22 protein-coding genes and 1 pseudogene are annotated in these 26,533 nt (G+C 66.5%); 12 read left to right on the top strand and 11 right to left on the bottom strand.

All coding sequences use genetic code 11. The annotated features are described in order from the left end of the window. Window positions 1–91 precede the first annotated feature (91 nt). Complete coding sequence (locus ACQP2D_RS19520) at window positions 92–970, bottom strand: IclR family transcriptional regulator (RefSeq protein ID WP_433685130.1); 879 nt, start codon at window positions 968–970, stop codon at window positions 92–94. Window positions 971–1,381: 411 nt separating this feature from the next. Here ACQP2D_RS19520 and ACQP2D_RS19515 point away from each other — a divergent pair, with 411 nt between their 5' ends. Genes ACQP2D_RS19515 through ACQP2D_RS19490 form a run of 6 tightly spaced genes read left to right on the top strand, consistent with a single transcriptional unit; the run spans window position 1,382 to window position 8,471 of the window. After that, on the top strand, window positions 1,382–1,876 hold the full coding sequence (locus ACQP2D_RS19515) for a hypothetical protein (protein WP_433685129.1): 495 nt from the start codon (window positions 1,382–1,384) through the stop codon (window positions 1,874–1,876). A 12-nt stretch (window positions 1,877–1,888) separates the two neighbouring features. Further along, window positions 1,889–2,623, top strand: coding sequence for a vWA domain-containing protein (locus ACQP2D_RS19510; RefSeq protein ID WP_433685128.1), 735 nt, complete (start codon window positions 1,889–1,891; stop codon window positions 2,621–2,623). Window positions 2,624–2,629: 6 nt separating this feature from the next. Next, complete coding sequence (locus ACQP2D_RS19505; RefSeq protein WP_433685127.1) at window positions 2,630–4,132, top strand: protein phosphatase 2C domain-containing protein; 1,503 nt, start codon at window positions 2,630–2,632, stop codon at window positions 4,130–4,132. Window positions 4,133–4,141: 9 nt separating this feature from the next. Next, window positions 4,142–5,233: a hypothetical protein gene (locus ACQP2D_RS19500; protein WP_433685126.1), complete on the top strand. Its 1,092-nt coding sequence runs from the start codon at window positions 4,142–4,144 to the stop codon at window positions 5,231–5,233. Between the two features lie 13 nt (window positions 5,234–5,246). Beyond that, window positions 5,247–7,946 (top strand): ATP-binding cassette domain-containing protein, encoded by a 2,700-nt coding sequence (locus ACQP2D_RS19495; RefSeq protein WP_433685125.1) that lies wholly within the window; start codon window positions 5,247–5,249, stop codon window positions 7,944–7,946. A gap of 9 nt (window positions 7,947–7,955) precedes the next feature. Beyond that, window positions 7,956–8,471 carry a hypothetical protein gene (locus ACQP2D_RS19490; RefSeq protein WP_433685124.1) on the top strand — a complete coding sequence of 172 codons (516 nt, stop codon included), beginning with the start codon at window positions 7,956–7,958 and terminating at the stop codon, window positions 8,469–8,471. A 24-nt stretch (window positions 8,472–8,495) separates the two neighbouring features. On the opposite strand, the gene ACQP2D_RS19485 is transcribed toward ACQP2D_RS19490, so the two are convergent. After that, window positions 8,496–9,860 (bottom strand): serine/threonine-protein kinase, encoded by a 1,365-nt coding sequence (locus tag ACQP2D_RS19485; RefSeq protein WP_433685123.1) that lies wholly within the window; start codon window positions 9,858–9,860, stop codon window positions 8,496–8,498. 124 nt (window positions 9,861–9,984) lie between these two features. Here ACQP2D_RS19485 and ACQP2D_RS19480 point away from each other — a divergent pair, with 124 nt between their 5' ends. Beyond that, window positions 9,985–10,713 (top strand): CAP domain-containing protein, encoded by a 729-nt coding sequence (locus ACQP2D_RS19480; protein WP_433685122.1) that lies wholly within the window; start codon window positions 9,985–9,987, stop codon window positions 10,711–10,713. A gap of 122 nt (window positions 10,714–10,835) precedes the next feature. Here ACQP2D_RS19480 and ACQP2D_RS19475 read toward each other — a convergent pair whose 3' ends face one another. Then, entirely contained in the window at window positions 10,836–11,270 is a 435-nt protein-coding gene (locus ACQP2D_RS19475; RefSeq protein WP_433685121.1) for a MarR family winged helix-turn-helix transcriptional regulator, read from the bottom strand. 113 nt (window positions 11,271–11,383) lie between these two features. Here ACQP2D_RS19475 and ACQP2D_RS19470 point away from each other — a divergent pair, with 113 nt between their 5' ends. Both ACQP2D_RS19470 and ACQP2D_RS19465 read left to right on the top strand, forming a co-directional pair. Then, on the top strand, window positions 11,384–12,511 hold the full coding sequence (locus ACQP2D_RS19470; RefSeq protein WP_433685120.1) for an NADH:flavin oxidoreductase: 1,128 nt from the start codon (window positions 11,384–11,386) through the stop codon (window positions 12,509–12,511). A gap of 210 nt (window positions 12,512–12,721) precedes the next feature. Next, window positions 12,722–12,965: pseudogene (locus ACQP2D_RS19465) on the top strand (hypothetical protein); the annotation flags it as partial. Window positions 12,966–13,075: 110 nt separating this feature from the next. Here ACQP2D_RS19465 and ACQP2D_RS19460 read toward each other — a convergent pair. Further along, window positions 13,076–14,110 carry a fused (3R)-hydroxyacyl-ACP dehydratase subunits HadA/HadB gene (locus tag ACQP2D_RS19460; RefSeq protein ID WP_433685119.1) on the bottom strand — a complete coding sequence of 345 codons (1,035 nt, stop codon included), beginning with the start codon at window positions 14,108–14,110 and terminating at the stop codon, window positions 13,076–13,078. 473 nt (window positions 14,111–14,583) lie between these two features. Here ACQP2D_RS19460 and ACQP2D_RS19455 point away from each other — a divergent pair, with 473 nt between their 5' ends. Next, the gene (locus tag ACQP2D_RS19455) at window positions 14,584–15,840 is read left to right on the top strand and encodes an NAD(P)/FAD-dependent oxidoreductase (protein WP_433685706.1); all 1,257 of its coding nucleotides are present in this window, start codon (window positions 14,584–14,586) and stop codon (window positions 15,838–15,840) included. 54 nt (window positions 15,841–15,894) lie between these two features. Here ACQP2D_RS19455 and ACQP2D_RS19450 read toward each other — a convergent pair whose 3' ends face one another. Further along, complete coding sequence (locus ACQP2D_RS19450) at window positions 15,895–16,755, bottom strand: SDR family oxidoreductase (RefSeq protein WP_433685118.1); 861 nt, start codon at window positions 16,753–16,755, stop codon at window positions 15,895–15,897. A gap of 505 nt (window positions 16,756–17,260) precedes the next feature. On the opposite strand from ACQP2D_RS19450, the gene ACQP2D_RS19445 reads away from it, so the two are divergent. After that, the gene (locus tag ACQP2D_RS19445; RefSeq protein WP_433685117.1) at window positions 17,261–18,640 is read left to right on the top strand and encodes a bifunctional lysylphosphatidylglycerol flippase/synthetase MprF; all 1,380 of its coding nucleotides are present in this window, start codon (window positions 17,261–17,263) and stop codon (window positions 18,638–18,640) included. Here ACQP2D_RS19445 and ACQP2D_RS19440 read toward each other — a convergent pair. The 5 genes from ACQP2D_RS19440 to ACQP2D_RS19420 are packed head-to-tail and all read right to left on the bottom strand — an operon-like array spanning window position 18,637 to window position 21,621. Continuing rightward, window positions 18,637–19,281: a pentapeptide repeat-containing protein gene (locus ACQP2D_RS19440; RefSeq protein ID WP_433685116.1), complete on the bottom strand. Its 645-nt coding sequence runs from the start codon at window positions 19,279–19,281 to the stop codon at window positions 18,637–18,639. The two genes, ACQP2D_RS19445 and ACQP2D_RS19440, sit on opposite strands and share 4 nt — an antisense overlap. 52 nt (window positions 19,282–19,333) lie before the next feature. Continuing rightward, complete coding sequence (locus ACQP2D_RS19435; protein WP_433685115.1) at window positions 19,334–19,702, bottom strand: hypothetical protein; 369 nt, start codon at window positions 19,700–19,702, stop codon at window positions 19,334–19,336. Then, entirely contained in the window at window positions 19,702–20,967 is a 1,266-nt protein-coding gene (locus ACQP2D_RS19430; protein WP_433685114.1) for an RNA polymerase sigma factor, read from the bottom strand. Before ACQP2D_RS19430 ends, ACQP2D_RS19435 begins: the two co-directional genes overlap by 1 nt. A gap of 9 nt (window positions 20,968–20,976) precedes the next feature. Continuing rightward, window positions 20,977–21,390 carry a YciI family protein gene (locus ACQP2D_RS19425; protein WP_433685112.1) on the bottom strand — a complete coding sequence of 138 codons (414 nt, stop codon included), beginning with the start codon at window positions 21,388–21,390 and terminating at the stop codon, window positions 20,977–20,979. Window positions 21,391–21,432: 42 nt separating this feature from the next. Next, complete coding sequence (locus ACQP2D_RS19420) at window positions 21,433–21,621, bottom strand: hypothetical protein (RefSeq protein ID WP_433685111.1); 189 nt, start codon at window positions 21,619–21,621, stop codon at window positions 21,433–21,435. Window positions 21,622–21,754: 133 nt separating this feature from the next. On the opposite strand from ACQP2D_RS19420, the gene ACQP2D_RS19415 reads away from it, so the two are divergent. After that, entirely contained in the window at window positions 21,755–22,921 is a 1,167-nt protein-coding gene (locus ACQP2D_RS19415) for a serine hydrolase domain-containing protein (RefSeq protein ID WP_433685110.1), read from the top strand. A 6-nt stretch (window positions 22,922–22,927) separates the two neighbouring features. On the opposite strand, the gene ACQP2D_RS19410 is transcribed toward ACQP2D_RS19415, so the two are convergent. Further along, a complete protein-coding gene (locus ACQP2D_RS19410) occupies window positions 22,928–26,515 on the bottom strand; it encodes a carboxyl transferase domain-containing protein (protein ID WP_433685108.1) in 3,588 nt (1,195 codons plus the stop codon). Between the last annotated feature and the right edge of the window lie 18 nt (window positions 26,516–26,533).

The raw sequence follows: 26,533 nt of genomic DNA, 5'->3' as shown, positions 1-26,533 counted from the left end.
CCTTCGTCTCCCAGCCGGTGTTCTGATCGCGATAGTACGGCAGGGAATTCGGGTTTGCCGCCCAATGCAGTGAGGGCACCGAGTTCGGAAGCTACGGTGCCGAATCCGAGGCCACGTCGAGCAAGGGCGCGAGATTCGGTGTCCACCGCGGGTATTGGCTGAAGATGTCGCCGAAGGACTTGGCCGGTTTGCCGAGCGACTGGCCCGCCGACCGGTCGGCGTGCAGTTCGCGCTGCAGTGATTCCACCGAGCGCACCAATCCGGTGTGCAGACTGCGCTGCTCGAGTGCCGCGCTGCGGCCGGTCACCCCGATAGCGCCGATAAAAGCGCCCGATGCGTCGCGCACCGCCGAGGCTACGCAACTCCAGCCCACCGCTGTTTGCTCGCGCTCATGTGCGAAACCGGTGTCGCGGGCCTCATCGAGCAGCGCCCGGAGCTTGCGCGGATCGGTGACCGAATACTGGGTCAGCGGCGCCCATCCGGTGGCAAGGATCTGCTCGGCCTGTTCCTCATGTGCGGCGATCTGCAGCCGACCCGCGGCGGTGAGGACCATGCTCGGCCCGAATGAGGCCAGGCTCGGCCAGTTCTGTCGCTTCATCACCGTGGCGTAGTTGCGGCCGAACGCCGAGCCGTTGAGGGTCAGCTCGCCGCCGTACACGGTTGCACACCAGACGATTTCGCCGCGCGTGCGCAGATAGAGGTCCTGAATATAGGGCTGTGCGGTGACGACGAAGCCGTACTGCTGGGCCGCTCGCAGACCGTGGTAGATCAGCAAGGTGCCCGCTCGATAGCCCTCCGGGGTCAGCTCGAGCATGCCACGGCGGGCCAGATCGTTGGCGATCCGGCGGACGGTGGGTTTCGGAATGCCGGTGCGCCGGGTCAGGGCAGCCAGTCCGACCGGATCGTGGGAATCGGCGACCGCCTCGATAATAGCGACGGCACGCCCGACCACGGTGCGGTCATCGGGCATGGCGCACCGCCGAGGCGAGCGGAGTGCAGCGGCGACACATCATGTCGACCTTCTGGGAATTCGGTAATGGCCGCGCGAAGAATCATGCGCGGTAGCGATGAGTGTGCGACCGTGCCGCCGCCCCTGTCAAACCGGCATCGCGTTGGACGCCCGTTGGATTTTCATTGGCCGATGCCGCGAATGTCAGGGGGCGGCGAAAGCGTACCGACGAGTGCTCGGTACCGACCCCCAACGCACCCCTATCCCAACCTTTCAGCGTCGCACCCCGACGCGACCGTAATCAATGCGCACACAGCCAATTTCGCTGAACGTGTCACTCAGTGATACGGCGGTGATGTTTCCGCACCGGATTTGCCGGACGCTGATTCCACGTCCCGTCCATCGGGCTTGGCGCGCAGGAAAGTGAATCCAGTGAAGTACCTACTCACCGCCGTTCTCGCGGTGGTCGCGGCGGTCGCCGTCGTCCTCGTGATCGGCAGGTCGAATCTCGATATCCATATGCCGCATACCGATCAGGCTTCGAACCCGGGCCAGACCGGCGGCAATGGCGGCGGTGACACCGGATCTACGGGAGGCACCGGCAAGGGCAGTACTGGGCCGACCGGCGTGAAACCGACGGATACGCCGACGAAGCACACCATCGTCTTCGATGTGACCGGCAGTGGCAAGGTCCGTGACCTCAGCTGGGGTGACGGCTCGAGCAGCTACCTCGGCGCGGGAAGTACGACACTGCCCTACTCGCACACCCTGGTCAGCAACAGGACCGGTGGTTTCGTCGTCTACGTCGAGGGCGCGCCCGACCCCACCGGTGCGGCCCACTGCAAGATCACCGTCGACGGCAAGGTCGTCGCCGATCAACAGTCCACCGCTCGCGGAATGACGTGCCGCGCAGAAGTTTCCAACTAAACGGAGCCAGGAATGCGTGAGGATACTCGTTTCAAACTCACCCAGGCGGGAGTGAGCGCCAGCCGGGTGTTCCCGTTCTATGTCGTCTGCGACGTATCCCGGTCGATGTGGGATCCCGCGTGGACCGACCAGAAGATCACCCCATTGGAGACGGTGGAACAGGCGCTCCCGGATATGCTCAATGTGCTGGAGGAGGATCCGACCACCTATGACACCGCACATCTTTCGGTCGTCGCCTTCGGTGATTCCGCGGTCGCGGTACTGCCGCTGACCCCGCTGCGCATCGACCCCTCCATTCCCGCGCTGCCGCGTCAGGGCGCGACCGATTACGCGGACGTATTCCGTTATCTGGACCGGCAATTGCGCGCCGACCACAAGCGCTTCACCAGCGCCCGCCTGGACACCTACACCCCGGTGATCTTCTTTCTCACCGACGGAAATCCGCAGGTGCGCGGTCAATTCCAGCCCGAAGAGGTCTGGGTTCCGGTGCGGGCCGGGCTGGAAGCGCCCGGCCATCCGTTCCGTCCGGTGGTGGTGGCCCTGGGCATCGGCGATGTGCGGGAGGAGACGGTGCGACAGCTGCGGTCCCGCAATCCGGTCGGTGTCGCATGTGTCGCCGAGGGCAGTGTGGCGCCGGGTGATCTGTTGCGCGCCATCATCAACAGCATCAAGTTCTCGATCAGCAGCAGTGTCGGCCAGGGGCGGTTCCTGTTCCGCACGCCCCTCGGCATGCGGGAACTGGACTGAATATCCATGACGCCGAATACCTTTCGCCGCCGACCCATCCTGGTCGTGGCCGGGATCGCCGTGCTGGGCACGCTGCTGTCGATCATCGTGCAGCTACTGGCCGACAGTGGGCACGACAGCTGGACCACGGCGGACGTCGCCGACCGGGTGGCTGCCGATGTCGCGGGCTGCCCGCAAGTGCCGCCGAGCGGGCCGGAAACCGCTGTCGGCCCGGCGAAGTCGCCGGTGCGCGCGCAACTGGTCAATAGGTCCGGCGACACCTGTGCGCTGATTTCGGGCCTGTCCATCACCTTGGCCAAGGGCAGCCAGTTGCCCAAGCAAGGGTCGGATCCGTTGTCGCTACACGATATCGATGGCCAGGAGGTCAACGCCCGACCCTTCGGCAACAACGGTGATGTGCTGCTGGTCTCGATCGCCGGTCCCGCGCCGAAGCGGTCGTGGTTGTGGTGGTTGCCAACGACTCTGATGTGCCTGCTCGCCGCTGCGGCGACCGGAGCGGCGGTGGTACTCGTGGGGCCGAATCGGGCAACCACGCCGGCGCCACCGGTCATCGATCGTCGCGCGCCCGAACGCCGCGGATCCGAACGCCACGAGCTCACCGACCGAGTCGAGGCCGCCCGTCCGGTCGAACTCCCCGCATTGACCACCTCGGGTGTGAGCGGACTCGCGGTCGACCGCGGCCGCAGCGGCCGTTACGACGTCTACGCCGCGACGCAGGTGGGACTTTCGCATGCCAAGGACGGGCACACCCGCGAGGACGCCTACGCCATCGGCGGCGATCCGGATCGCGGCTGGGTGTATCTGGCGGTCGCGGACGGCCTCGGTTCGGCCGCCAATTCTCACGCCGCCGCACAGCGCGCGACCCGCGCCTGCCTGACGCTGCTGCACCGATACGCGGGCTCGCTCGACCGCATCGGCTATCCCTCCACCTGGGAGCCGCTGGCCGCGGAGATCACCGCGAAGGTCGCCGCACAACTCGACGCGGGCGCCGTCGACGAACTGGCCGCGGAGCTCGACTATCGCAGCCCGCACGGTTCGGGCAATAGCAAACGCACGTCGATCCCGGCGTGCACCTTGGCCTTTGCCGCACTGGGGCCGGTGTCGGCGGACGGCTACCCGCTGGCCTGGGCCACCGTCGGTGATTGCGATCTGCTGCTGGTCGATCTGGATTCCGGTGCGACCAAATGGCTGACCCAGCACGCGACCAAGCACGGGATGATCAGCAATGTCACGCCCTCGCTACCGCGCGACGCCGACCGGGTGATCGCCGGGCTCACCTTCGTGCCAGCGAATCTGATGGTGGTACTGGCCAGCGACGGTATGGCCGATGCGATCCGGCTGGTGCCCGAACAGTTCGCCACGCTGCTGCCGCAGATCGCCGGGCCACGCCCGGCCGAACACGTTTTCGGTCAGCTCGTCGGATTCGACCTTCCGGGCCTACACGACGATCGCACCATCGTCGCGGCCTGGCCGACACGCGGACGTGGGTCCGCACGGGAAATACGGTAGGTGGGGGCAATGACAATGCCGGGGTGGTCGGCGGACGGTCGCACGGAATACCGGGTTGACGAGCTGCGCATCATGGGTGACTTCCCATTGGGCGAGGGCGGCTCCGCGCAGGTATGGCGGTGCACGACACCGGATCAGGTGTCGGTCGCGTTCAAACGCTATGACCGGGATACGGTTCGCCAATTGCAGCCAGCGGTGCTGCGCGAATTGGTGGGTTGGCCGCATCGGCTGGATCAGGACGACCGCAAACGACTGCTGGAACTGTGCGCCTGGCCGCATGCGGTGGTTGTCGAAAACCACACTGTCGTAGGCATTCTCATGCCGTTGGCGCCGCGCGAGTTCTTCTTCGATACCAATGGCGGGCCGCAGCCGCGCGCGTTCACCCGGGTCGCGGTGCGGGTGCCGGACGCACAGAAGCGTGGCCACACCTACTTCGATTTCCCGCACAAGATCGCCCGGCTCGGCCAGTTGCTGGTGGACCTGCAGTTCCTGCACGACAACGACATTGTCGTCGGGGACCTGCAGCCCAACAACATCCTGACCACCGACGCCCGCCCGGTCGATGGCGTCGTTTCGGCGCACAACTACTTTTTGGACTGCGATTCGTTCGTCATCGCGGGCCGCGGGGCGACGCCGCGACTGGACCCGCTGCCCTGGCGGCCGCCGTATCCGGTACAGCAGTTCACCGCGACCACCGACATGTTCAAATTCGCCCTGCTGATGATCCGCTGCCTCGCCGAGAATCTGGCCGCGAATCAGCTGGACTACCGCCAATACGTCCAATTGCTGCCCACCGGGGACTTCCAGAAGATCGACCGGCTGCTCACCGCCCCCCAGCCCGATCTGACCTCCGCCGACCTCCGTGCGCTCGCACTGGCCTGGCAGTCGGTGGTGCGGCCCGACGGCCGGGTGTACCGGCGCACGGACTTCGCGCTGCGTGAACCGTGGAACGAACACACTCGCGCCGCGCACTTCGCCGAATTCACCGCCGCCGCGATCGCGCCGAGCAGCACACCGTCCCACAGCATTTCGCCCTTGGTGGTGGTCGCGTGGATCGCGGCGGTCCTTGTGGTGCTCACCGTCATCATCGCGCTCGCCTGATCAGGAACGACCGATGCCGGTACCCGAACCCGCACTCCTGCTCACCATCGGAGCGACCCGCCACCGGATCTCCGGACGCACACATTCCCTCGGCTCCGGCCCCGGCGCCGATATCTCGATCAGTGACCAGGGCCCAGCCGGACAGTGGCTTCGCTTCCGGTACGTCAACGGGTGGGCCATCCGAGCCGTCGATCCGGTGATCGAGGCGACCCTCGACAATGCACCGATCGCGACGCGTACTTGGATGGCGGTCGAGGATTCGGGCGCGCACGAACTTCGTATCGCGGTGCGCGGGCGGACTTTCCGCATTGTCGTCGCGAGCGCGGACGGCAACGGAAGCGTCACGCCGCCGACAGTTGTCGGTGCGTCGGGTCGTGGACCGGATCCGACGGTCGACCCGCGCGCGTCGCGAACCCCACCGCAACAGCACGCGACCCCGCCCTCTGGACCAGCCGCGGGCGCCGGACACACCGTTGACCCGCGCGCGTCGCGAACCCCTCCGCGAAAGCGGCCGACCCCGCCGTCTGCTGGCCCACCAACCGCGGGTGCCGAACATGTGGCAGACCCCGGGCGGGTCGATCCGGCGGTGCCTGCGCGGTCACCGGGCGCAGCGGCGAGGCAGACCCCGCCACGACGTCAACGCGCACAGTCGACTCCGCCGCCGGCCGCGCGTCCGAAAGCGCGCGCCGTAGCCGACCCGACGATCATCGATGAGCCCGCACACGCATCGCCCGCCGCCCACAGCACACCCCCGCAACCCCATCCCACACCGCGACAACAAGTAACACCGCCTACCCCGCCCGGATCCTGGTCGGTGCCGAGCGATCGGCCACTGGTGATCGGACGCGAGGGTGGGACCGCCGAAATCGCCTTGTCCGGTTTGGATTTGGCGCATCGGCATGCGACGGTGCGTTGGACCGGCCGCGCTGTCGAAGTGCGCGGACTCGCCACCAACGCGCGACCGTTCGTCGACGGCAAACCCGTATTGCACGCCCGGCTGCGAGTGGGCGAGCAATTCATGGTGGCGCACCACACTTTTGAGGTATCGGGCCCCGCTCAACTCACGCTGGTACCCGTCGCCGTGATCGCGCGCGAGCCGCTGTTGCGGTTCGATGGGGTCAGCCTGCGCTACCAGGGGCGCACCGAACCCACCTTGCGCGACCTGACTTTCGAACTGGGGCGCGGTGAGGTATTGGCCGTGATCGGCCCGTCGGGGGCAGGGAAGTCCACCATGTGTGCGGGGCTGGTGGGTGAGGTCGCGCTCGCCGCCGGATCGTTGCGGCTGGGTCGGGTCGACCTGGTCGCCTCCCGCATGCAGGCCAGCCATCTGGTTTCGTTCGTGCCGCAGCAGCCCGCCATGTATGGCGACCTCGCGGTGCGCGATGCCCTGCTGTGGGTGGCGGGTCTGCGCACGGCCAGTGATACCAGCCGGGCCGAGCGTGCGGCGCGGGTCGATACCGTGATCGCCGAGATGGAGCTGGGCGGTGAGGTGCACAAGCGGATCGACACACTGTCCGGCGGGCAGCGCAAGCGCGTCTCGACCGCAATGGAACTGCTCAGCGATCCGCAACTGCTCGTGCTCGACGAACCGACCTCCGGACTCGACGAGGGCTTGGACCGCGCGATGATGCAGCGGTTGCGGGTGGTTGCCGAAACCGGTTGTGCGGTAATCGTTGTCACGCATTCGATGGTCAATGTCGACTGCGCCGACAAGGTGCTCGCGGTAACCGGGCGCGGGCGCCTCGGATTCTTCGGATCGCCCCGGGAATTGCTGGGCGCCTTCGAGGTCGACAGCTATGCCGAGGTGATGGATCGGTTGCGCGCCGACCGGCAGGCCGGGCAGCCGTCGACACCATCGACCCCGGAACCGGCCGACGGGGCGGTGACCGCTCCGATGCGCGGATCCGTGCATCGGCATCTGCCGCGCCTCATCGGACGGGAATGGGCCCGACAGCGCAATGGATTCCGCACTCTCGCATTTGGTTCGGCGGCGGGTATCGCCTTGACCACATTGCTCGCCACGGCCGCTTCCGACCATGGCCTCGGCGGTGATCCGCGGGCGATGAGTTCGGTCATGATCGCCTTGATCGTCTGTCTCACCTTCTTCTCGATGGCGCAGTCCTTCGCCGCCATTGTCGACGATCGCGTCGTCATCGAACGCGAAGCGCGCTGGGGTATTTCGGCAACCTCGGTGGTGCTGGCGCGTGCGATCACCTGCGCTCCACTGGCGCTCCTGTTGGGCGTGGCATCGATGATCGGATACCTGCGCGTCAAGTCCGGGCCCGCGGACCCGGTGCTGCCCCAGCCCTACGGTCTGCTGCTCTTCGCGATCACGCTGCCGCTGGCCGCGATGGCACTCGGACTGTTGGTGTCGGCTTGTTCGAAATCGTTGCGGCAGGCGGTTTTCGTGCTCATGGGTGTGCTGGCATTGCAGGTGGTGATGACCGGGCTCGCGCCGCCGTTCGAGGGTCGGCCCGGTGCGGTGCTGCGGATGTTCGCCTATGCCGCGCCGTCACGCTGGGCGTCGGCCGGGTTGGGGTCCGATATCGGCCTAACGGTGCCCGATCCCGCGACGAATCCGTTCAAAGATTTGATCTGGACCCATGATCTGCGACATGTCGAGACGGCCGCGGCGGTGCTGGTCATCATCGCCGTCGTCGCCATCGCATCGACCATTCGCGTGCTGCGGCGACAGCTGCTGGCCCTGAAGTAGGAGCTGGGTATGACATCACGACGCCGCTTGTCGCTCATCGTCGCGGCACTGGTGGGTTTCGGCACGGTCGGATGTTCCTCCTCCGCGACGAGGGCCGTCGAGGAGCGGCCGCAGGAGCCGAGCGCACCGCGTCCGGTTACGGTACGGGCGGGACGGATTCCCAGCGGGACCATCACCCTGCGCACCAACCGACGGATCACCTTCGATCCGAATTCGCTGCGGTACTGCACCACCGACGGCGCGGGATTCACATTGACCACCGGAGAAATCATCTGGCTCAGCGGAATCGCGTCTCTGGAATTCGGTGCGCAACAAGGTTCGGAGTTGCCGGTGACCTACCGGCCGTGGGGCCCGAAAGGTGCGAACGCGCAGATTTTTCCGAGCCCTGGCGCCCCGAATGTTCAACCCGCTACCGGTCGAATGTCGGCGGGATGTCAATTCTTCGTGGTGAATCGCGGTGAGCGGTATCTGCCGGGTGAGCTGACGAGTATCACCTTCGACCAGGAGACCGAATCGCAGAACTGATATCGGCGATCCGGTCCGGACGAATCATCTGGCCGTGAGTGCCACCGCGATCACGGCTATCGATATGGCGAGGGAAATCCAGCCGAACCGCAGCCATCGCGCGGCCGACAATGGCGGGGCGACGAATGCCCGTCGCGCATAGACCCGTTCGCGGATACCGCGCACGATCGCGATGGGGCCGAACAATAATCCGTATCCGAACAGCGACAACACAATAGTTGCCACGACGACCCAGGTGCGGGCGAACGGATCGGCCGCGGCGGCCGCTGTGGGCGGCACCGTCGCGCCGATGGGCTGGCGTTGCGGGGTGACGACATCGTTGCGCGAAACCGCAGGGGTCGGTAGCAAGGTATTGTGACGGGGTTGCGGGTCGGCGGACGACAGATGCGGTTCGTCGGGGGCCACCCAGACTTCATCGGTCTCCGAGAAGGCGTTGTCGTCGGGCACGGAGACGGGCTGGTCCTCCGACTCGGGCATGGCAGCTCGGTCCGGCTCGGGAAGCGTGACTTCGGCGGACTCGGACACCTCGACCTCGCCGCCCGAGGGCGCGATCACCGTCTTTCGCCGCCCGCTCTGCTCGTCTCTGGCTTGTGCCGCAAGGAAATTCACCAGCTCGGGGGCCGTCGGTCTGGCGTCGGGATCCTTGTCCATGGCGGCAATGACCATGCGTCGGTAGCGACCCGGCACACCGGTCAGATCGGGATCGTCCCGAATTATCCGTGCAATCACCGCCGCCTGGGTGTCGGCTCGGAATGGTGGCCGACCGGTTGCCGCGAAGGCGACCAGCGCGCCCCAGGCGAAGATGTCGGCGGGCGGGCCGACCTCGCGATTGCCGAGCATTTCCGGCGGCATCCAGGCCAGCGTTCCGATGATGCGGCCCGGCTCGGTGAGGCGGGTGGCGTCGGTGATTCGGGCGATACCGAAATCGATGACCCGCGGGCCGTCCCAGGACAGAATTATGTTGTCCGGCTTCAGGTCCCGATGGATGACCTCCGCACCGTGGATGCAGTCGAGCGCCTCGGCGAGGCCGCTGGCGAAATCGTAGAGCTGTGCGGGCGACATCGCGCCGTGCTCCCGAATCGCCTGAGCCATCGATTCCCCCGATACGAAGGAATTCGCCAGCCAGGGGCGCTCGGCATTGATATCGGCAGCCACCACCTCCGCGATGCGGCGCCCGTGCACACGCTGGGCGGCGGTGACCTCCTGCCGGAATCTGGCCCGGAATTCCGGATCCCGCGCCAATTCCACATGCGGCATCTTTATCGCGACAACGCTGCCGTCCGGTCCGAACCCCTGAAAAACGACGCCCATTCCGCCCGCGCCGAGACGTCCGTGCAACACGAAGGGACCGATAGCCGTCGGATCATCCGGCAACAATGGTCTCAGCATTCTCCCTCACCCGATCACGCTGAGCTGTCGTAGTTTTCGGAGCTTAGCACTCCGCGCCGCGGTTTTCCGACTTCATTGGTTCGCCGTTGGAGTTTCATTGGCCGCGGCCACGAATCTCATGGGCATGACCCCGACAACACACCCGATGCGCCGCCCCGCCGCAGCCGTGCTGGCCACCATCGCGGGCCTGACGATCGCAGCCCTGCCCGTGACACACCCGTCCCCCGCAGCCGCGGCACCGACCGCCAACTGCGCGCACGCCGACGATCCGGTTCTCCCACCGGACAAGGCACCGACCGACAACTCGGGATCGCGCAACCGGCTGCGCGTCCTGTTCCCCGACCTCGCCTACCGCCACGAGATCGAGAAAGCGGTCCTGTGCCTGACGAACTTCGAACGCACCCAGCGCGGTCTGCCCGCACTCGAATGGAATATGCAGCTCGTCGATTCCGCCGAAAAGTACGGTGCCGAGGCGGATCGCCTCAACTGGTGGACCGGATCCACCCGTGCGGAAACCGTGAAGTGGCACATCCATCCCGAGTCCCCCCGCACCTCCGCCGACGACGAACAGGAGGCCCCGATCCAGATCGGCAAGCGCATCGGCGCCGCCCAACCCTGCGCCCCCGGAAGGACTTTGGTGTTCTGGGCCGAAAACACTGCCTGGGGTACCGGCAATCAATCCACTGCCCGCGTCATCGTCGACAAATGGATGCACAGCGACCACCACCGGGACAACATCCTCAATAAAGACGCCACCCTCCTGGGTCCCGGCGCGGTCTACGGCCTTGCCCAACCCGGCACGGCACCGGACCAGGCAGGTCTCTACGTCCAGCACTTCGCGTCCTGCAAATGATCCGCCCGACCGCATGATTCGGATGGCGAAGCGGTCTTCGTGCCGTGGTCGATCGCAGTACCAACTCGTCGGCGCAGACGACCGTCGCGCCCTCGGGTGGCTGTGGTGAGAGTCGAACCCGGTCAGACGGCGAGCCGGGAGACGAAAACTTGTTTCAGCAGGGCGTACAGGCGGTCCCGGTCCTGGTCGCTGAGCCTGTTCAGGCCATCTTGCGTGGCGCGCATCTTCGCGCGGATCGCATCGGTGACACGCTCGCCCTCGGCCGTGAGGACGAGATTCTTGACGCGCCGGTCGGATGCGCTGGCCTCGCGGCGCACGAGGCCGCGCTTCTCCAGCCGGTTGATGATCCCGGTCACGTTGGAAGCGTCGCAGGTCATGGTCTCGGCCAGGGCGCTCATCGCAGCGGGTCCCCGGCGCAGCACGGTCAGCGCCTTGCCCTGGCTCGCGGTAAGGTTCTCGCTCGCCGCCGCGACTGTGAAGTCGCCGTAGTAGGCGCCGAGCGACACCGAGAGCAGCTCCATGAGCTGGGCCGTGTCGGCGCGGGGAGCTTCTGTCATGAGAGCCACCCTATCCACTGAAACTTGACTATCTCAAATATCTACCTCTACCGTCTTCGCATTGCTTGAAGTTCTCAAGCATCGAGTTGTCAAGTAGCTACGAGGAGTGTCCCGTGACCGTCACTGCGTCCCCCGCCTCCCGCGCGGCCGAGATCCTCTCCCGGCCCGTCGCGCTGAACGGCCTGACCGTCCCGAACCGCATCGTGATGGCGCCGATGACGCGCATGTTCTCCCCTGGCGGCGTTCCCGGTGGCGACGTGCGGTCGTACTACGCCCGCCGCGCCGCCGCCGGTGTGGGCCTGATCGTCACCGAAGGGACCTACGTCGGCCACGAGTCGGCCGGGCAGAGTGATCGTGTGCCGCGGTTCCACGGTGAGGAGCAGTTGGCGGGGTGGGCGAAGGTCGCCGAGGCCGTGCACGCGGCGGGCGGCACGATCGTGCCGCAGCTGTGGCACATCGGCATGGTGCGCAAGCAGGGCGACGCGCCCTACGCCGACGCTCCCGCCGTCGGACCCTCCGGTATCCGCGTCGACGGCACCGAGGGCACTGGCAAGGCGATGGTCCGGCGTGACCTGGACGACGTCATCGGCGCCTTCGCCGAGGCCGCCGCGGCCGCCGAGCGCATCGGCTTCGACGGCGTCGAACTGCACGGTGCCCACGGATATCTCCTCGACCAGTTCCTGTGGGCGCGGACGAACCGCCGTACCGATGCCTACGGCGGCGACCCCGTGGCTCGTACGACGTTCGCGGCCGAGATCGTGGCCGCGGTCCGGGCGGCCGTCTCGCCCGGCTTCCCGGTGATCTTCCGCTACTCGCAGTGGAAGCAGGACGCCTACGACGCGCGGCTCGCCGAGACCCCGCAGGAGCTGGAGGCGATCCTGGCCCCGCTCGCCGCGGCCGGCGTCGACGCCTTCCACGCCTCCACCCGCCGCTACTGGCTCCCGGAGTTCGATGGCTCGGATCTGAACTTGGCCGGCTGGACCAAGAAGCTCACCGGCAGGCCCACCATCACCGTCGGTTCGGTCGGCCTCGACGGCGACTTCATCCGTGCGTTCACGGGCGAGGGCGCCGAGCTCGGCAGCCTCGACAACCTCCTCGATCGCCTGGAGCGCGACGAGTTCGACCTGGTCGCCGTCGGCCGCGCCCTGCTCCAGGACCCGGAGTGGGCGTCCAAGGTCCTAGGGGGGCGGATCGACGAGCTGAAGCCGTACGACGCGGCAACACTGAAGACGCTGAGCTAGCGGTCTTGGTCGGGCGAAGCCCGATTTTCGAGTCAAGTCTGTGGCCTGTTGGTGTGATGGTCGATCATGTGACGAAACCTGTTGTGCGGCTTGGCTTGTTGTAGGTGCGGGCGACCCAGCTGAGGTCGTCGACGACCAGACTGCCGGGGCGGGCTGACCTGGTCGCGGCGGCCGATGTCGAGGTTGTCGCGGATGACCTGTCGAAGAAGCCCTGCCGCATACCTGCTCACGCCCGAACAGTGGGTGCCCCAACGCGCCGAATTCTGCCGCCTGGTCGGCAAATCCGCTGATCCGGCTCGGGCACTGGCCCTCGCCACCGACGCTGCACGACGCTCTCGGCGAGCTGGAGACTGTGCTGGCCGAGGGCGACGGCCCGGTCCGTCTCGACGAGGACGGCGACCTGGTGAAGTCGCCGTTGACCGAGGTCGACATCGACGCCGAACTCGCCCGGCTCGGCCCGACCGAATATCGCCGGCTGCGGGTTCGCGACACCCTGTTCTGACCGCCGACCTCTCCAAGCGTGACGAGGGACCGCTAACGGCCCCGAAACCGGCGCGCAGGAGACTATGCGAGGCGGACATCCGCGGTGGCGAGGCCGAAAACCTTGCGTCCGGCGGACTTCGCGACGATGACGACGACAGCGGTCTTGCTCGCAGCGTCGACCGACTTGATGCGCCCGGTGAACTCGACACTTCCAGCGGAGGTGGTTTCGATGACCGTGTAGTTCGACAGTCGGACCGCGTACCTGATCATCGCGCCCGGGTCACCGAGCCATCCGGTGACGAATCCCGCCCCCAAGCCCATCGTGAGCATGCCGTGGGCGATCACATCCGGCAGCCCCGCCAGCGCAGCGACTTCGTCGTGCCAGTGGATAGGGTTCGCATCCCCGGAGACTCCGGCATAGTTCACCAGATCGCCGCGCGTCAGGCGCATGGTTCGAGCGGGAAGCTCGTCACCGACGGCGATATCGTCGAATCTGGTTGCGGTGCGCGGAACACGTGTGCGTGAGATCTGGGACAGGCGTGGGGCGTTGTCCGGATCCGGATTCGCTACCGATAGTCCGTCGGCTGCCGCAACCGCAGTCCGGGAGGTCACCTCGAGTCCGCTCATGATGACGCGCCCGATCGTGTCGCTGATGTCGGCGCTGACGTCCTCGCTGGTGATGCCGACGACGGTGGTGTGCATGACTTGCACGATGTCACCGGTCTGGTCGATGAAGGTGTTGGTGATGGTGAGCAGGTCCTTGCCAGCGATGCGGCGCACCGAGGCCAGTTCGACATCGCTGACCAACTGGTCGCCGGTGAGTATCGGCTTGTACATTTCGAAAACCTGATCGGTCTGCACGAACATGTCGTAGCCGGTCATGACGGTCTCGAGGAGCCTGCGGTTGGCCAACATCGCCGCGGTGGAGATGAACGTGGTCGGTGCGATCAGACCGGCATATCCGAGCTCACCGGCAGCGTCCTCACTCCAGTGCGCCGGGTGGAAATCCTGCACTGCTCGCGCGTACTCGCGGATCTTCTCGCGCCCCACCTCGTAAAAGTCGTCCGCGCGATAGCGATGCCCGACCAGCCCAGCCACATCGAACGCCGCTTCCATCAAGCCCCTCCTCCATCCGGATCTCTACGGCACTCGTAACCGGTATCGGCAGAACCGAATTCACGAGTGAAACCTCACCTTCTCACACGGCATAGCCCTCGTGCCGAGCAAAGCAAACGTCTGTTCACGAGACACCTTCGCCCGGAGCAGGTTTCCGCAGGCCAGAACTGTAAAGGTTGCCATCTACTACGGGAACCCCCAGTTCTTGGTCGGCAGCTCCGACATCATCCCGACCAGCGTCCTCTCCACCCGCCCGAACCGAGCCCCGATCATGCCGCTGGACTCATCGAACTGTTCCTGCCACCGGTCAACGACAACGCGCTGTCGAACATGGCCACCGCCAATTCAGTTGTGTCCCAAACAAACACAACATGATCGCACGGTGGCCGCTCCACTTCCAGTGCCCGACCAGCAGCATCAACGATCATGAAGTCCGGCTGGAGTATTAAAATGACGATGTGCAGCGCGCTGCAGTGACCGATCCTTCGCGTGTGGTGGTTCTCGGGTCCGGGTTTGCGGGTCTGTGGGCGGCGCTCGCGGCGGCTCGGCGGCTCGACGAGCTCGGTGTGGCGGTCGGAACCGTCGATGTCGCGATGATCAGTTCCACGCCGTACCACGACATCCGCGTGCGCGACTACGAGGCCGATCTGAGCACATCACGGATCCCGCTCAGCGCTCTTCTCGATCCGGTCGGAATCGAACACATCATCGGCGAAGTGACGGCGATCGATGCGCTGGCGCGGGTCGTGGAATCCACCGCGGGCACTCACGGCTACGACCGGCTGGTGCTCGCGGTGGGCAGCCAGGTGGTCAAGCCCGATATTCCTGGCCTGCGGGAGTTCGGTTTCGACATCGACACCCATGACGCGGCGACCAGACTGCAAGCCCACCTGCGCCGGCTTGCCGAGGGCCCCGCTGACCCGGTGGCCGCGACAGTGGTCGTCGTCGGGGCAGGTTTGACGGGGATCGAAGCGGCGACTGAGCTGCCCGCAATGCTCGCCGACGCCTTTGCCACGTGTGCCGCCGCACCGCGGGTCATCCTGATCGACCGCAACCCGTTCGTCGGCTCGGATATGGGCGCATCGGCGCGACCGGTCATCGAGGCGGCGCTGGCCTACACCGGGATCGAGACCAAGGTGGGCGTCGGGGTCGTCGCCATCGACGAGCGCCGCGTAACACTCTCCTCGGGTGAAGTGCTCGCCGCCGCCACCGTCGTCTGGTGTGCCGGCATGCGGGCCAACCCGCTGACCGCAGACTTCGGGGTCGACCGTGACCGGCTGGGTCGACTCCCCGTCGACGATTATCTGCGGGTCTGCGGTGTGCCCGGGGTATTCGCCGCCGGTGACGTGGCCGCCGCAAAAATGGACGACGAGCATATGTCGGTGATGTCCTGCCAGCACAGCCGCCCAATGGGCCGATGGGCCGGATACAACGTCATCGGCGATCTTCTGGGCGAGCCCATGAAGCCGTTGCGGATCCCTTGGTATGTAACGGTTCTCGATCTGGGACCGGCGGGCGCGGTGTATACCGAGGGCTGGGACCGTCGAGTGGTCGCGTGCGGCGAGGAGGCCAAAGACACCAAGCGCGCCATCAACACCCGGCGTATCTATCCTCCGTTGAACCGCGAACGCGACGCATTGCTGGCCGCCGCCGCGCCCGAACTGCAGGCCGCGCCCGAGCACGGACCCGAGTCCGTCCGTCGACTACCAATCGCGCTGATGGATACATAGAAAATCCCGGCATCGATCGCGGGCTGCGGCTCGGCTATGGGTGGATCCCGTTCGTCAGACCTTGTTCGGCACGGGTTCCTTGTCGATATAGCGGCTCATCGCCCAGTTCAGCCCGCGCATGGCGAGGTGGTAGGACGGCGGGAAGTAGCGCTGCGCGAGATAGCCGACGCGGATATCGGGCGAGGTGAAGACCATGTACCGATCGCGCTCGACCCCGCAGACCACCGATCGGGCGGCCTGCTCAGGGGTAACCGCGTGCCGCATGAACAGCGCGACCCCCTTCTGCACCGCCGCTGCCTGCCGGTCGATACCCGCGATGTCCGCGCTGTCCACCATCGGTGTCGCCATCGCACCCGGGCAAACCAGGCTGACGCCGATACGGTGCTGACGCAGATCGAAGCGCAGCACCTCCGAAACTCCGCGCAAGCCGAATTTGCCCGCACTGTAGGGCGCATGCCAAGGCAGCCCGAAAAGTCCGGCGGCCGAGGCCACATTCACCAGATGCCCGCCGCGACCGGCCTCGATCATCGGCGGCACGAACTCCTCGATCACATGGATGGGCCCCATCAGATCGATATCGATGGTGCGCCGCCACTGTTTGTGCGTGAGCCGATCGACCGTGCCCCAAGTGGCAATACCCGCCACATTCATCACGATGTCAACGCTGTCGACCTCGGCATGCGCCTTCGCGGCCAAGGCGACCACCGCGTCGTAATCGCTGACATCGGCACGCTCGGCGAGATGCACGACACCGCCGGTCGCGCGCACATCGTCGGCAGTACGCTGCAAACCGATATCATCGATATCGGTCAGGATCACCGACGCCCCCTTGGCGGCCACCGCCAGCGCCGTACTGCGCCCCAGCCCGCTGGCCGCGCCGGTGATCAGGCAGCTCTTGCCGTCGAACTTCGTCATGGAACAAGACGATAGACAATTATGAACACTGTTGTCTATAGATCCTGACCACCGTCTCAGACGAACTTTCCCCGCCTGACTGCGCCGAATCGCACAACGTGATTGATACGTGACTAGCCGAACGGTAGCTGTTGACTATCGGCGGCGCACAGGCCGCCCGCCGAAGTAGGTCCCATGTCCACTCATCGCCTCGTCGTCGGAGCTGTCGGACCGGTCGTGATGGTATCGGCCTGAACATTTGTCGTGGCTGGGCCACCCGCGATCCGGTCGTTATCCGTGCTGCACCGCAACATCCATCGGGTCACGGCGCAACAACTTGTTCCGCCCGACGGCCCGATGCGGTAGCCGAGCGAACGCCATCGCCGCCCGGTGCTCCGGATGCGCCAGGAATGTTCGAGCCCTCATCCCATGTTCCGCATACAGTTACGTGTACAGGATCATCGGGAGGACCACATGGGGAACCTGTTCAGACGCAGCGCGTCGATCAGCCTAGGGGGGTACCGACGTGGCTGACGGACGGGAAACAACAGCGCGCAGTTCGACACTGGCGGTGTATCGCGATGCCTCGATCACCACCACACCCGCCGCGCGGCCGATCATTTCCATCGCACTGCTGCTGATGAGCGTCGTACTGGTCTACGAGGCTGGTCGCGCCACGCCCGGACAGGACCACGGCTGGTTCATCGCCGTCTCCATCGCCGGCCTCTTCGTGGTCCGCGGGCTGCATCTGCGCCGCCCGATCACTCTGCCGCATTTCACCATCGGGGTCTTCGTCCTCGCGGCCGCCAATGCCGCCTATCGCGCCTCACATCCCGGCTTCGGGTTCGCCTTCCTGGCCGCAACCGGATTCATTCTGATGCTGCCGCAGGCAAGTCGGCCGCAGCCCGAGCAGTTTTACCGCGTCGCCGAGCTGGTCGGACGGACCGCGCGCGATCCGCTCGCCCCATTCGCGCTGCATTCGTCGAAGTCCTATTACTTCAATGCGAATTCGACAGCGGCGATCGGCTATCGGGCCCGCTTCGGTATCGCGGTCGTCGCCGGGGATCCGATCGGCGATCGGGACGCTTTCCCGGGACTGCTCTCGGATTTTTCCGAGTTCGCGGCGAATCATGGCTGGCGGATCGCGGTGCTCGGCGCCAGCCCGGATCTGGCGGAGCTGTGGCGACATCGGGCGATCGAGCATCGTGGGTTGCGCGCGATACCGGTCGGACGCGATGTGGTCATCGATGTGGGCACGTTCGCGATGGTCGGGCGGACCTTCCGCAACCTGCGCCAAGCCGTGAGTCGCACCCGCAATTTCGGGGTGACCACCCAGGTGATCAGCGAGGCCGACCTGACCGAACCGCTGCGGGCCGAACTGCTCGACATTGTCGATTCGTGGAAGACCGGTCGGCAGAATCGCGGCTTCTCGATGATCCTCGACCACCTGCTCGACGGTCGGAATCCGGGCATGCTGCTGGTGCTCGCCAGGGATGCGGACGGCCGCGTCGCGGGCTTCCAGCGCTACGGCGTCTCCGGGCGCGGGCGCGAACTCAGCCTGGATGTGCCGTGGCGGCGCAAGGACGCCCCGAACGGACTGGACGAGCGGATGATCATCGATCTCGTCGACCATGCCCGTGAACAGGGGATCGAGCGGATCTCATTGGCGTTCGCACCGTTTCCCGAGCTGTTCGCCGAGAAGGAGCGCTCACAAACCGGGAAGCTGATCTATGTGCTCGCGCATCTGGGTGATCCGCTGATCCGGCTGGAGTCGCTGTACCGGTTCTTGCGCAAGTTCCGTTCGATGTCGGATCAACGGTTCGTGCTGATCCGCTGGCGCGAGGTGCTGCTGGCGGCCGCGGCGCTGCTCACCTTGGAGTTCGTGCCGCACCGCAGGCAGCACTAATCGCGGACGGTAATGCCGATCGATCGGGCGAATTCGGGTGCCAGATCGAGCAACTGGAGCGGGGTGATGGTCGCGCCGCGCAGCGCGTCCAAGCCCTCGGCGATATTGAGGTGCGCGGCGCCGCGCAGGTCGACCTGTTGCAGTCGAGCGCGGTTGATCAGCAGGCCCTCGACGGTGGTGCCGCGGAAGCTCAGTTTGGTCAGTTCGGCTTCACCGAAATCGGTGTGCCGCAGGACGCAATCGACGAATTGCACCTCGCGCAGTTTGGCTCTGCGGAAGTTCACCGAGTCGAATTTGCAACCCTCGAACCGCACCCGACGCAAGGTCGCACCGCCGGCATCGACACCGGAGAGCGCACCGGCGATCAGTTCGACGTCCTGCCAGGACGTGTCGGACAGGTCGGTGCCGACCCAGCGCACATTGCGCTGCCAGACATCGGTGAACCGGGCGAAGCGCAGGCTGCCGCGATTGATCGCGAGCGAGGTGAAGACGGTTTCGTTGAAACGTCCGTTGCCCGCTTCGACGTCCTCCATATCGGCACCGGTGACATGCACACAGTCGTAGTCACCTTCGGGCTCGAGCGCCCCCTCCAGCGGCTTCAGGAAACGCGCATAGGGCAGATCTTCGAGCTGGTCGGGCACGGCTGACCTCCGGATTAGGCGACGGTCCTCCCTGTCTACCAGTCGTGACCGACTAGGGCTCGATGCGTTCGAGCAGCCAGCGTGGGCCCACGGAAGCGGCACCGAGCGGTTCGAGTCGAGCACGGAGTCCGCGGTCGGCGGTCACGACGGTGATCGGCCGGTCGCTGTCCTGCTCGATTGCTGCCGCGACGACTTCGACGATTGCGTCATCTCCCGAACCCGGCGCGAGCACCACACGCAGACCTTCGAACTCCTCCGACGCCGCGGCCTTCGCGGCACCCTCCAACACGACGACCACCTCGGCCGGGTGCTCCAGTGTGTGCAGCCGCGCGAGTAAGCGCCGGGCCGCACCGGCGCGGTCGCGCCACCAACCATCGGGCCGCGAGCCGACGACATTCGCGGCGTCCACCACGATCAGCATCACTCCATCGTTACTCGCCCGCGCTCGTCAGGTGTGAGCCGGGCCGCGCGTGCGTGCAGGTAGCGCTGCTGCGGCAGGCTCACGGTCTGTTGCGCGGCAAGCAGATACGCCGCGCGGGCGGCGGTCCGATCCCCCAGCGATTCCAACAGATGCGCGCGGACAGCGGACATACGGTGATCGCCGACCAGTTTGCCCTCGGCAGCCAGGTCATCGATGAGTTTCAATCCGAGGTGCGGGCCGTGGGCCATCGCGACGGCCACCGCGTGGTTGAGAGCGATGATCGGGTTGTCCACCAGGGCGAGCAGGCGTTCGTACAGCAGCATGATCTGCGGCCAGTCGGTGGCCGCGTAGGTCGATGCCTCATCGTGCAGTGCGGCGATGGCCGCTTGGAGTTGGTACGGGCCCGGCACACCGCGGGGCAGGGCATCGGTGATCAGCGCGATGCCCTCGGTGATCGCGTCGGCATTCCAGAGTGCGCGGTTCTGGTCTTCCATCGGAATGAGTTCGCCGTTGTGTCCGGTGCGGGCGGGTCGGCGCGCGTCGGTGAGCAGCATCAGCGCGAGCAGGCCGGTGACCTCGGCGTCGTCGGGTAGCAGTCGGTGCAGTAGACGGGTCAGGCGGATCGCCTCGGCGCAGAGCTCGACGCGGTGCAGGTTCGGCCCCGAGGTGCTGGCATAGCCCTCGGTGAAGATCAGATACAGCACATGCAGCACGGCGGCCGAACGCGCGTCGCGCTCAGCGCTGGCGGGCGGGGCGAAACCGACACCGCTGTCCTTGATCGTCTTCTTGGCGCGGCCGATGCGTTTGGTCATGGTCGCCTCCGGCACCAGGAAGGCGCGGGCGATCTCGGCGGTGGTCAGGCCGCCGACCGCGCGCAGGGTCAATGCCACCTGCGAGGCGGGTGAGAGCGACGGGTGGCAGCACAGGAAAAGCAAGACGAGGGTGTCATCGGAGTCGGTCGGATCCCGGTCGGCGGGCGGGGTCAGCCAGTCCTCGGGGAGCGCCCAGCGGGCCACGGTGTCCTCGCGACGGCGGCGGGCCTGCTCATTGCGGAGCAGATCGGTCAGGCGGCGCGCGGACACCGTGATCAGCCAGGCGCGCGGATTGTCCGGTATGCCCTCGACCGGCCATTGGGTGGCGGCGGCGAGCAGACCCTCCTGCACCGCGTCCTCCGCGGTGTCGAAATGTCCGTATCGCCGCACCAGCGCGGCGAGGACCTGCGGCGCGGTGGTGCGCAGCAGATCCTCCACCTGAGCATCCGACATCGAAAGGGCTCAGTCGAATTCGGGTGCCCACTCTTGGATCGGCCGGACATCGGCGTAGGCCGTCTCGGCGATATGCGCCGGGGCCGGGCATTTGCTGAGTTCGGCCGCGATTTCGGTGGCGCGGTCGAAGCTCTCGCATTCGACGATCCAGTATCCGGCGAGCACCTCCTGCGTTTCGGCGTAGGGCCCGTCGGTCACGAACGGCGCACCGTTCTTGGTGGTGATCCGACGGGTGTGCACCGGCTGGGCCAGACCGCGCGTCTCGACCAGTTCGCCGGATTCCTCCAACTTCTTATTGAGGTTGCCCATGAACTCGGCCATCGCCGCGAACTCCTCGGCGCTCCATGCCTGTTTGCCGGTCTCCCTGCCGACCATGCCGTCGTAGTCCTGCTGCGAGCCGTAGCTCAGGATCATGTACTTCATGACAACTCCTCCGCTGTGGCGGCACCCCGGTGGCACCGTTCGTCAGATACGTCGCAGCCGGTGACCATTCTCGGACATGGCTGCCGCCGAGCCCAGCAGACTGATCGGATTGCGGCTGAGTTCTAATCCGGTGCGTGTGGCCGCCTGCAGCACCGCCAGCACGATTGGCGGGCCGACCGCGATTGCGCAGACGCGCAGTGCCCGGGTCTTATCGCCTTCTTGGCATGCCATCGGAGATCGCTGTGGTCGTTGGACTATTTCGAAATTGCGGTGGGCTGATCGACAGCGTTGGTGCCGACTACGAGCGGCAGAGTTGGCCCGCTCGGACGGCGGGCGGTATGCGACCCGTGACATGCTGAGGGACATGGTGATCGATGGTTTTGTCGCGTCCGGGTTCGAGCCGGTACGTGAGGTGTTCGCGGCGAATTTCGCCGAGCAGGGGGATGTCGGTGCGGCGGTGACCGTGTATCGGGATGGTGAGCCGGTGGTGGATCTGTGGGGTGGGCTGGCCGATCCGGAGGGTGAACGGCCGTGGGAGCGCGACACGCTGCAGCTGGTCTATTCGGCGACCAAGGGGGTCACCGCCACCGTCGCACATCTGCTGGCCCAGCGGGGCGAGCTCGAGCTGGACGCGCCGGTCGCGCGGTACTGGCCGGAATTCGCGGCGGCGGGTAAGGGTGACATTCCGGTGCGCTGGCTGCTGAGCCATCAGGCGGGGCTGGCGGCGCTGGACAAGGCGGTGCCACTGGCGGATGCGCTGGCCTGGGGGCCGATAGTGGACGCGCTCGCCGCGCAGGCGCCGAACTGGCCGCCCGGTACCGCGCACGGGTACCACGGACGGACGTTCGCGTGGCTCGTCGGTGAGGTGATCCAGCGGGCGGCAGGGCGTACCGTCGGGCGGATTCTGGCCGAGGAGATCGCCGGTCCGCTCGGTATCGACTTCTTCATCGGTCTGCCCGCGGCCGAACGGCACCGCGTCAGTCGACTTGTGTTCGCGCCCAAGGTCGATGTGGCGTCGGTGCCGGAGGAATTCGTGCCGGCGGAACTGCGGCCGATGGTCGCCGCGATGCGCGATCCGGAGGCACTGGTCAATCGTGCCTTCGAGGTCACCGATCCGGCCGATATCGATTTCAACGATCCGGCGGTGCACGCCGCGGAAATTCCGTCCAGCAATGGCATCGGCACCGCGCGCGGTCTGGCCCGGCTCTACGCCGCGACTATCGGCGAGGTCGACGGCGCCCGCCTGTTGACCCCCGAAACCCTCGCCGCGGCAACGCGCGAACAGGCCAGCGGCATCGACCGCGTCATGATGCTCGAGGACCGCTATGCCAGCGGATACATGCTTCCCACTGCGGGTTTCGCCCTCGGTGGCCCCAACTCCTTCGGCCACCCCGGCCGCGGCGGATCCCTCGGCTTCGCCGATCCGGACACCGGCATCGCCTTCGCCTATGTCACCAACTACATCATCGAAGGCGCACCGGATCTGCGCGCCCGCAACCTGGTCGATGCCGTGAACCAGGCGCTCGCGTAGGCGGGCTCAGCGCAGGGTGCGGATCCAGCGCCGAGTGTCGGCGGGGTCGATCACATCGTCGAGTTCCAGGACAGTGGCGGCGGTGAGGGCCTTGCCGTTGGCGTAGGCGAGTTGGACCAGGTTGTCGAAGGCTTGCTGGCGTTCGGCGGGGTCTTCGACGGCGGCGAGTTCCTTGGCGAAGCCGAGGCGGACCGCACCCTCCAGGCCCATACCGCCGATTTCGCCGGTGGGCCAGGCGATGACGAAGCGCGGGGCGCGGAATGATCCCGCTGCCATCGCTTGTGCGCCGAGGCCGTAACCCTTGCGGATGATGATGGTGCCGAGCGGGACGGTCAGTGCGGCGGAGTCGATGAACAGCTTGCTGAACTTGGTGACGGTCGCTTCCTTCTCCGCTTCCGGACCAACCATGAAACCTGGTGTGTCGCACAGCGATACGATCGGCAGGCCGTGGGCGTTGCACAGTTGCAGGAAGGCGCTGAGTTTGTCGGCGGCAGGGGCATCGATCGCGCCGCCGAGGTGGTGGCAGTCATTGGCGATGAGACCGAACGGGCGGCCTTCGACGCGGATGAGCGCAGTGACGACACCGACGCCCCAGTCGCGACGCAGCTCCAGCACCGAATCGACATCGGCGACCGCTGCGATGACTTCCCGGATGTCGAAGGCGCGCAGTCGGTTCTCCGGGACGACGTGGCGGGCGATCCGCGCATCCGGCGCCATCCAATCCTTCAGCGGCCCTTGGAAATACGACAGATAGCGGCGGGCAACGGCAACCGCCACGACCTCGTCGGCGGCAACGATGTGGACAACGCCGTTGCGCCGTTGGACATCGATGGGGCCGATGTCCTCGGGTGCGTACACACCGAGCCCACCACCCTCGATCATCGCGGGCCCACCCATGCCGATATTGGCATCGGGGGTCGCGATGACCACATCGCACATACCGAGTAGAGCGGCGTTACCCGCGAAGCAGCGCCCGGACACGATGCCTATCAACGGAACTCGACCCGATAATGCACCCATTGCCCGGAAGGTGGTCACATCGAGGCCGGAGATGCCCGAGTAGTCGGTATCCCCCGGTCGCCCGCCGCCGCCCTCGGTGAAGAACACCACGGGCAGCCGCTGTTCGTGCGCCAGTTCCAGCATCCGGTCGGTCTTGGCGTGATTGCGCATGCCCTGGGTGCCCGCCAGCACGGTGTAGTCGTACGACATCACCAGTGCCCGAGCGGCTTCCGCGCCGAATACGTCCGCGTTGATGGTGGCGATGCCGCCGATCAGTCCGTCCGCCGGGGTGTTGGCGATCAGATCCTCGGGGCTACGGCGAAGTCGCTGTGCGGCGACAGCCAGGGCACCGTATTCGAGGAAGCTGTCCGCATCGACAAGGTCGTCGATGTTCTCCCGGGCCGTGCGGCGACCCAGCCGGTGCCTCTTGGCAACCGCCGCCGGACGACCCGCATCCAGCCCGATCCGATGCCGCTCCCGGACCTCCGCCAAATCGGCGCGCACCGCATCGAGGTCGATGGCCTCGATATCCGCGGCGGGACCATCGTGGTCGGCCTCGATCCAGCTCAGCAACAACGCATGCGGATCAACTGTTGCGCCCGGGGCCACGAAATGCCGCAGCACCCGCAGCGGACGCTCCGCCCGCAACACGTGCTGCATCTTCATCGCCTCGAGCACGACAACTTCCGCGCCCGCCGCGACGACACTGCCCTGCTCGGCAAGCCCCACCACCGTCGCACCCATCGGCGACCGCATCCCCTGCTCATCACCGTCCAGCACGGCATCGTCCGCCGACTGGTGACGCGCGGAGTCCACCACTGGGTCCTGACCGACCACGGCAGGTTCGTAATCGCCTGCCCGATCGACGAGTTCGCCGATGTGTTCCTCGAACCACGACGTGGATACGGCGGCACCATCGGCGAGCCTATCCAGCACGGCGCGCAACAGACGGGCATTGGTATCGACCCCGGTGATCATCGTCTCCGCCAGCGCATCCGAACAGCGCCGTATCGCGGCCGAATACGTCGGTCCATGCGCGACGACCTTCGCCAGCAAAGAGTCGAACCGCGCGCCCTGACGCATCCCGGTGAACCCTGCGGTATCCACCCGAACCCCCACGCCTGTCGGCGCGGCGAATTCCGTCAACACACCGGTACTCGGCAAAACCTCCCCACCCGCCGTCACCATCTCGGCATTGACCCGCGCCTGCACAGCAAATCCGCGGATCCCAGCAAGGCCCAGGTCGCCATGCATATTTGGCCCGGCGCTATCCAGTAGGCCATCGGCCTGCCCATGTTGGCCGTGCTCGGCAAGGTTCGCGACACCATGTGCAGAATCCGACGATCGCGTGCCGCCTGCGTGATTGTGCGCCCGGTGTCCGGGCGAAAAGTCACTACGCTCAGCAGCTTCCACGAGTTCGCGTGGCTCGTCATCCGGTGTGATATCGCTGCCTGCGAGATTTCGCAGTTCGGCGACCGTCAGGCCGTCGACCGCAGCGGATTCGAATCGCCCTGTGCCACTGGTGCGGTCGTGCGGTCCGGCCATCGCGTATTCGTCACGCCCGGTTCTCGCGGGATCAGTGGTACGAGCTGCAACAGGGCGGGCCGTGTCGAGCGCGAGATCATTCAGTCCGGCGCCGCACGCGAGGTCGAGTTGTACTGCTACCAGGTCGACGCCGGTCACTGCCTCGGTGACCGTGTGTTCGACCTGCAAACGCGGGTTGACCTCCAGGAACCAGGCGTCGTCGCCGGTGACGAGGAATTCCACGGTGATCACACCGTGGCAGAAGACCGACTCTGCGACACGTACAGCGTCGCGGTGCAGTCGTTTGCGAAGTGCGGCGGGCAGATTCGGGGCAGGGGCGATTTCGATCAGTTTCTGGTGGCGGCGCTGGACGCTGCAGTCGCGGTCACCGAGGGCCACGGCCCGGTCGCCATCCGCGATGACCTGTACTTCGATATGTCGGGCGTCGGCGGCCAGTGCCTCGGCGTAGACGGTGTCGTCACCGAAACCGGCGCGGGCTTCGGCTCGGCAGCGGTCGAGTGCTTCGGCGAGTGCGTCGGCCGTGCGCACCACGCGCATGCCGCGTCCACCACCACCGGCCACGGCCTTCAGCATCACCCCGGCGGGATGGGCGGCGAGGAATGCGGCCATCTCGGCCGGATCTGCGCCGAGCGCTGTCGCGGGCAGTACCGGAACCCCCGCCTGGCGCGCGGTATCCCGAGCCGACAGTTTATCGCCGAACACGCGTAGCACCTCGGGCGAGGGGCCGACGAAAATCAGCCCGGCCGCCGCGCAGGCCGCGGCGAAATCGGCGCTCTCGCTGAGGAATCCGTAGCCGGGATGCACCAGCGCACCCGCACCCGCGGACTTTGCGGCCGCGACCACGGCGGCGCTATCGAGGTAGGCGGCGGCTCCGACGCCGGGCAGTTGGACCGCATCGTCGGCCAGCCGCACCGGCAGGGTCGCCGCCTCATCGCCGGTATACAGCGCCGTGGTGGCGTAATTCCGCTCGCGGGCCGTCCGGAGCACTCGGACCGCCACCTCACCCCTGTTCGCCACCACCACATGCATGCCGACAGTCTGCTTTGACATTGACGTCAATGTCAACGA

Origin of the sequence: Nocardia sp. CA-119907 (assembly GCF_050955995.1) — a bacterium.
Lineage (GTDB): Bacteria > Actinomycetota > Actinomycetes > Mycobacteriales > Mycobacteriaceae > Nocardia.
Note: the sequence above shows the minus strand (reverse complement) of the source record. Positions and strands in the feature narration are given on the sequence as shown.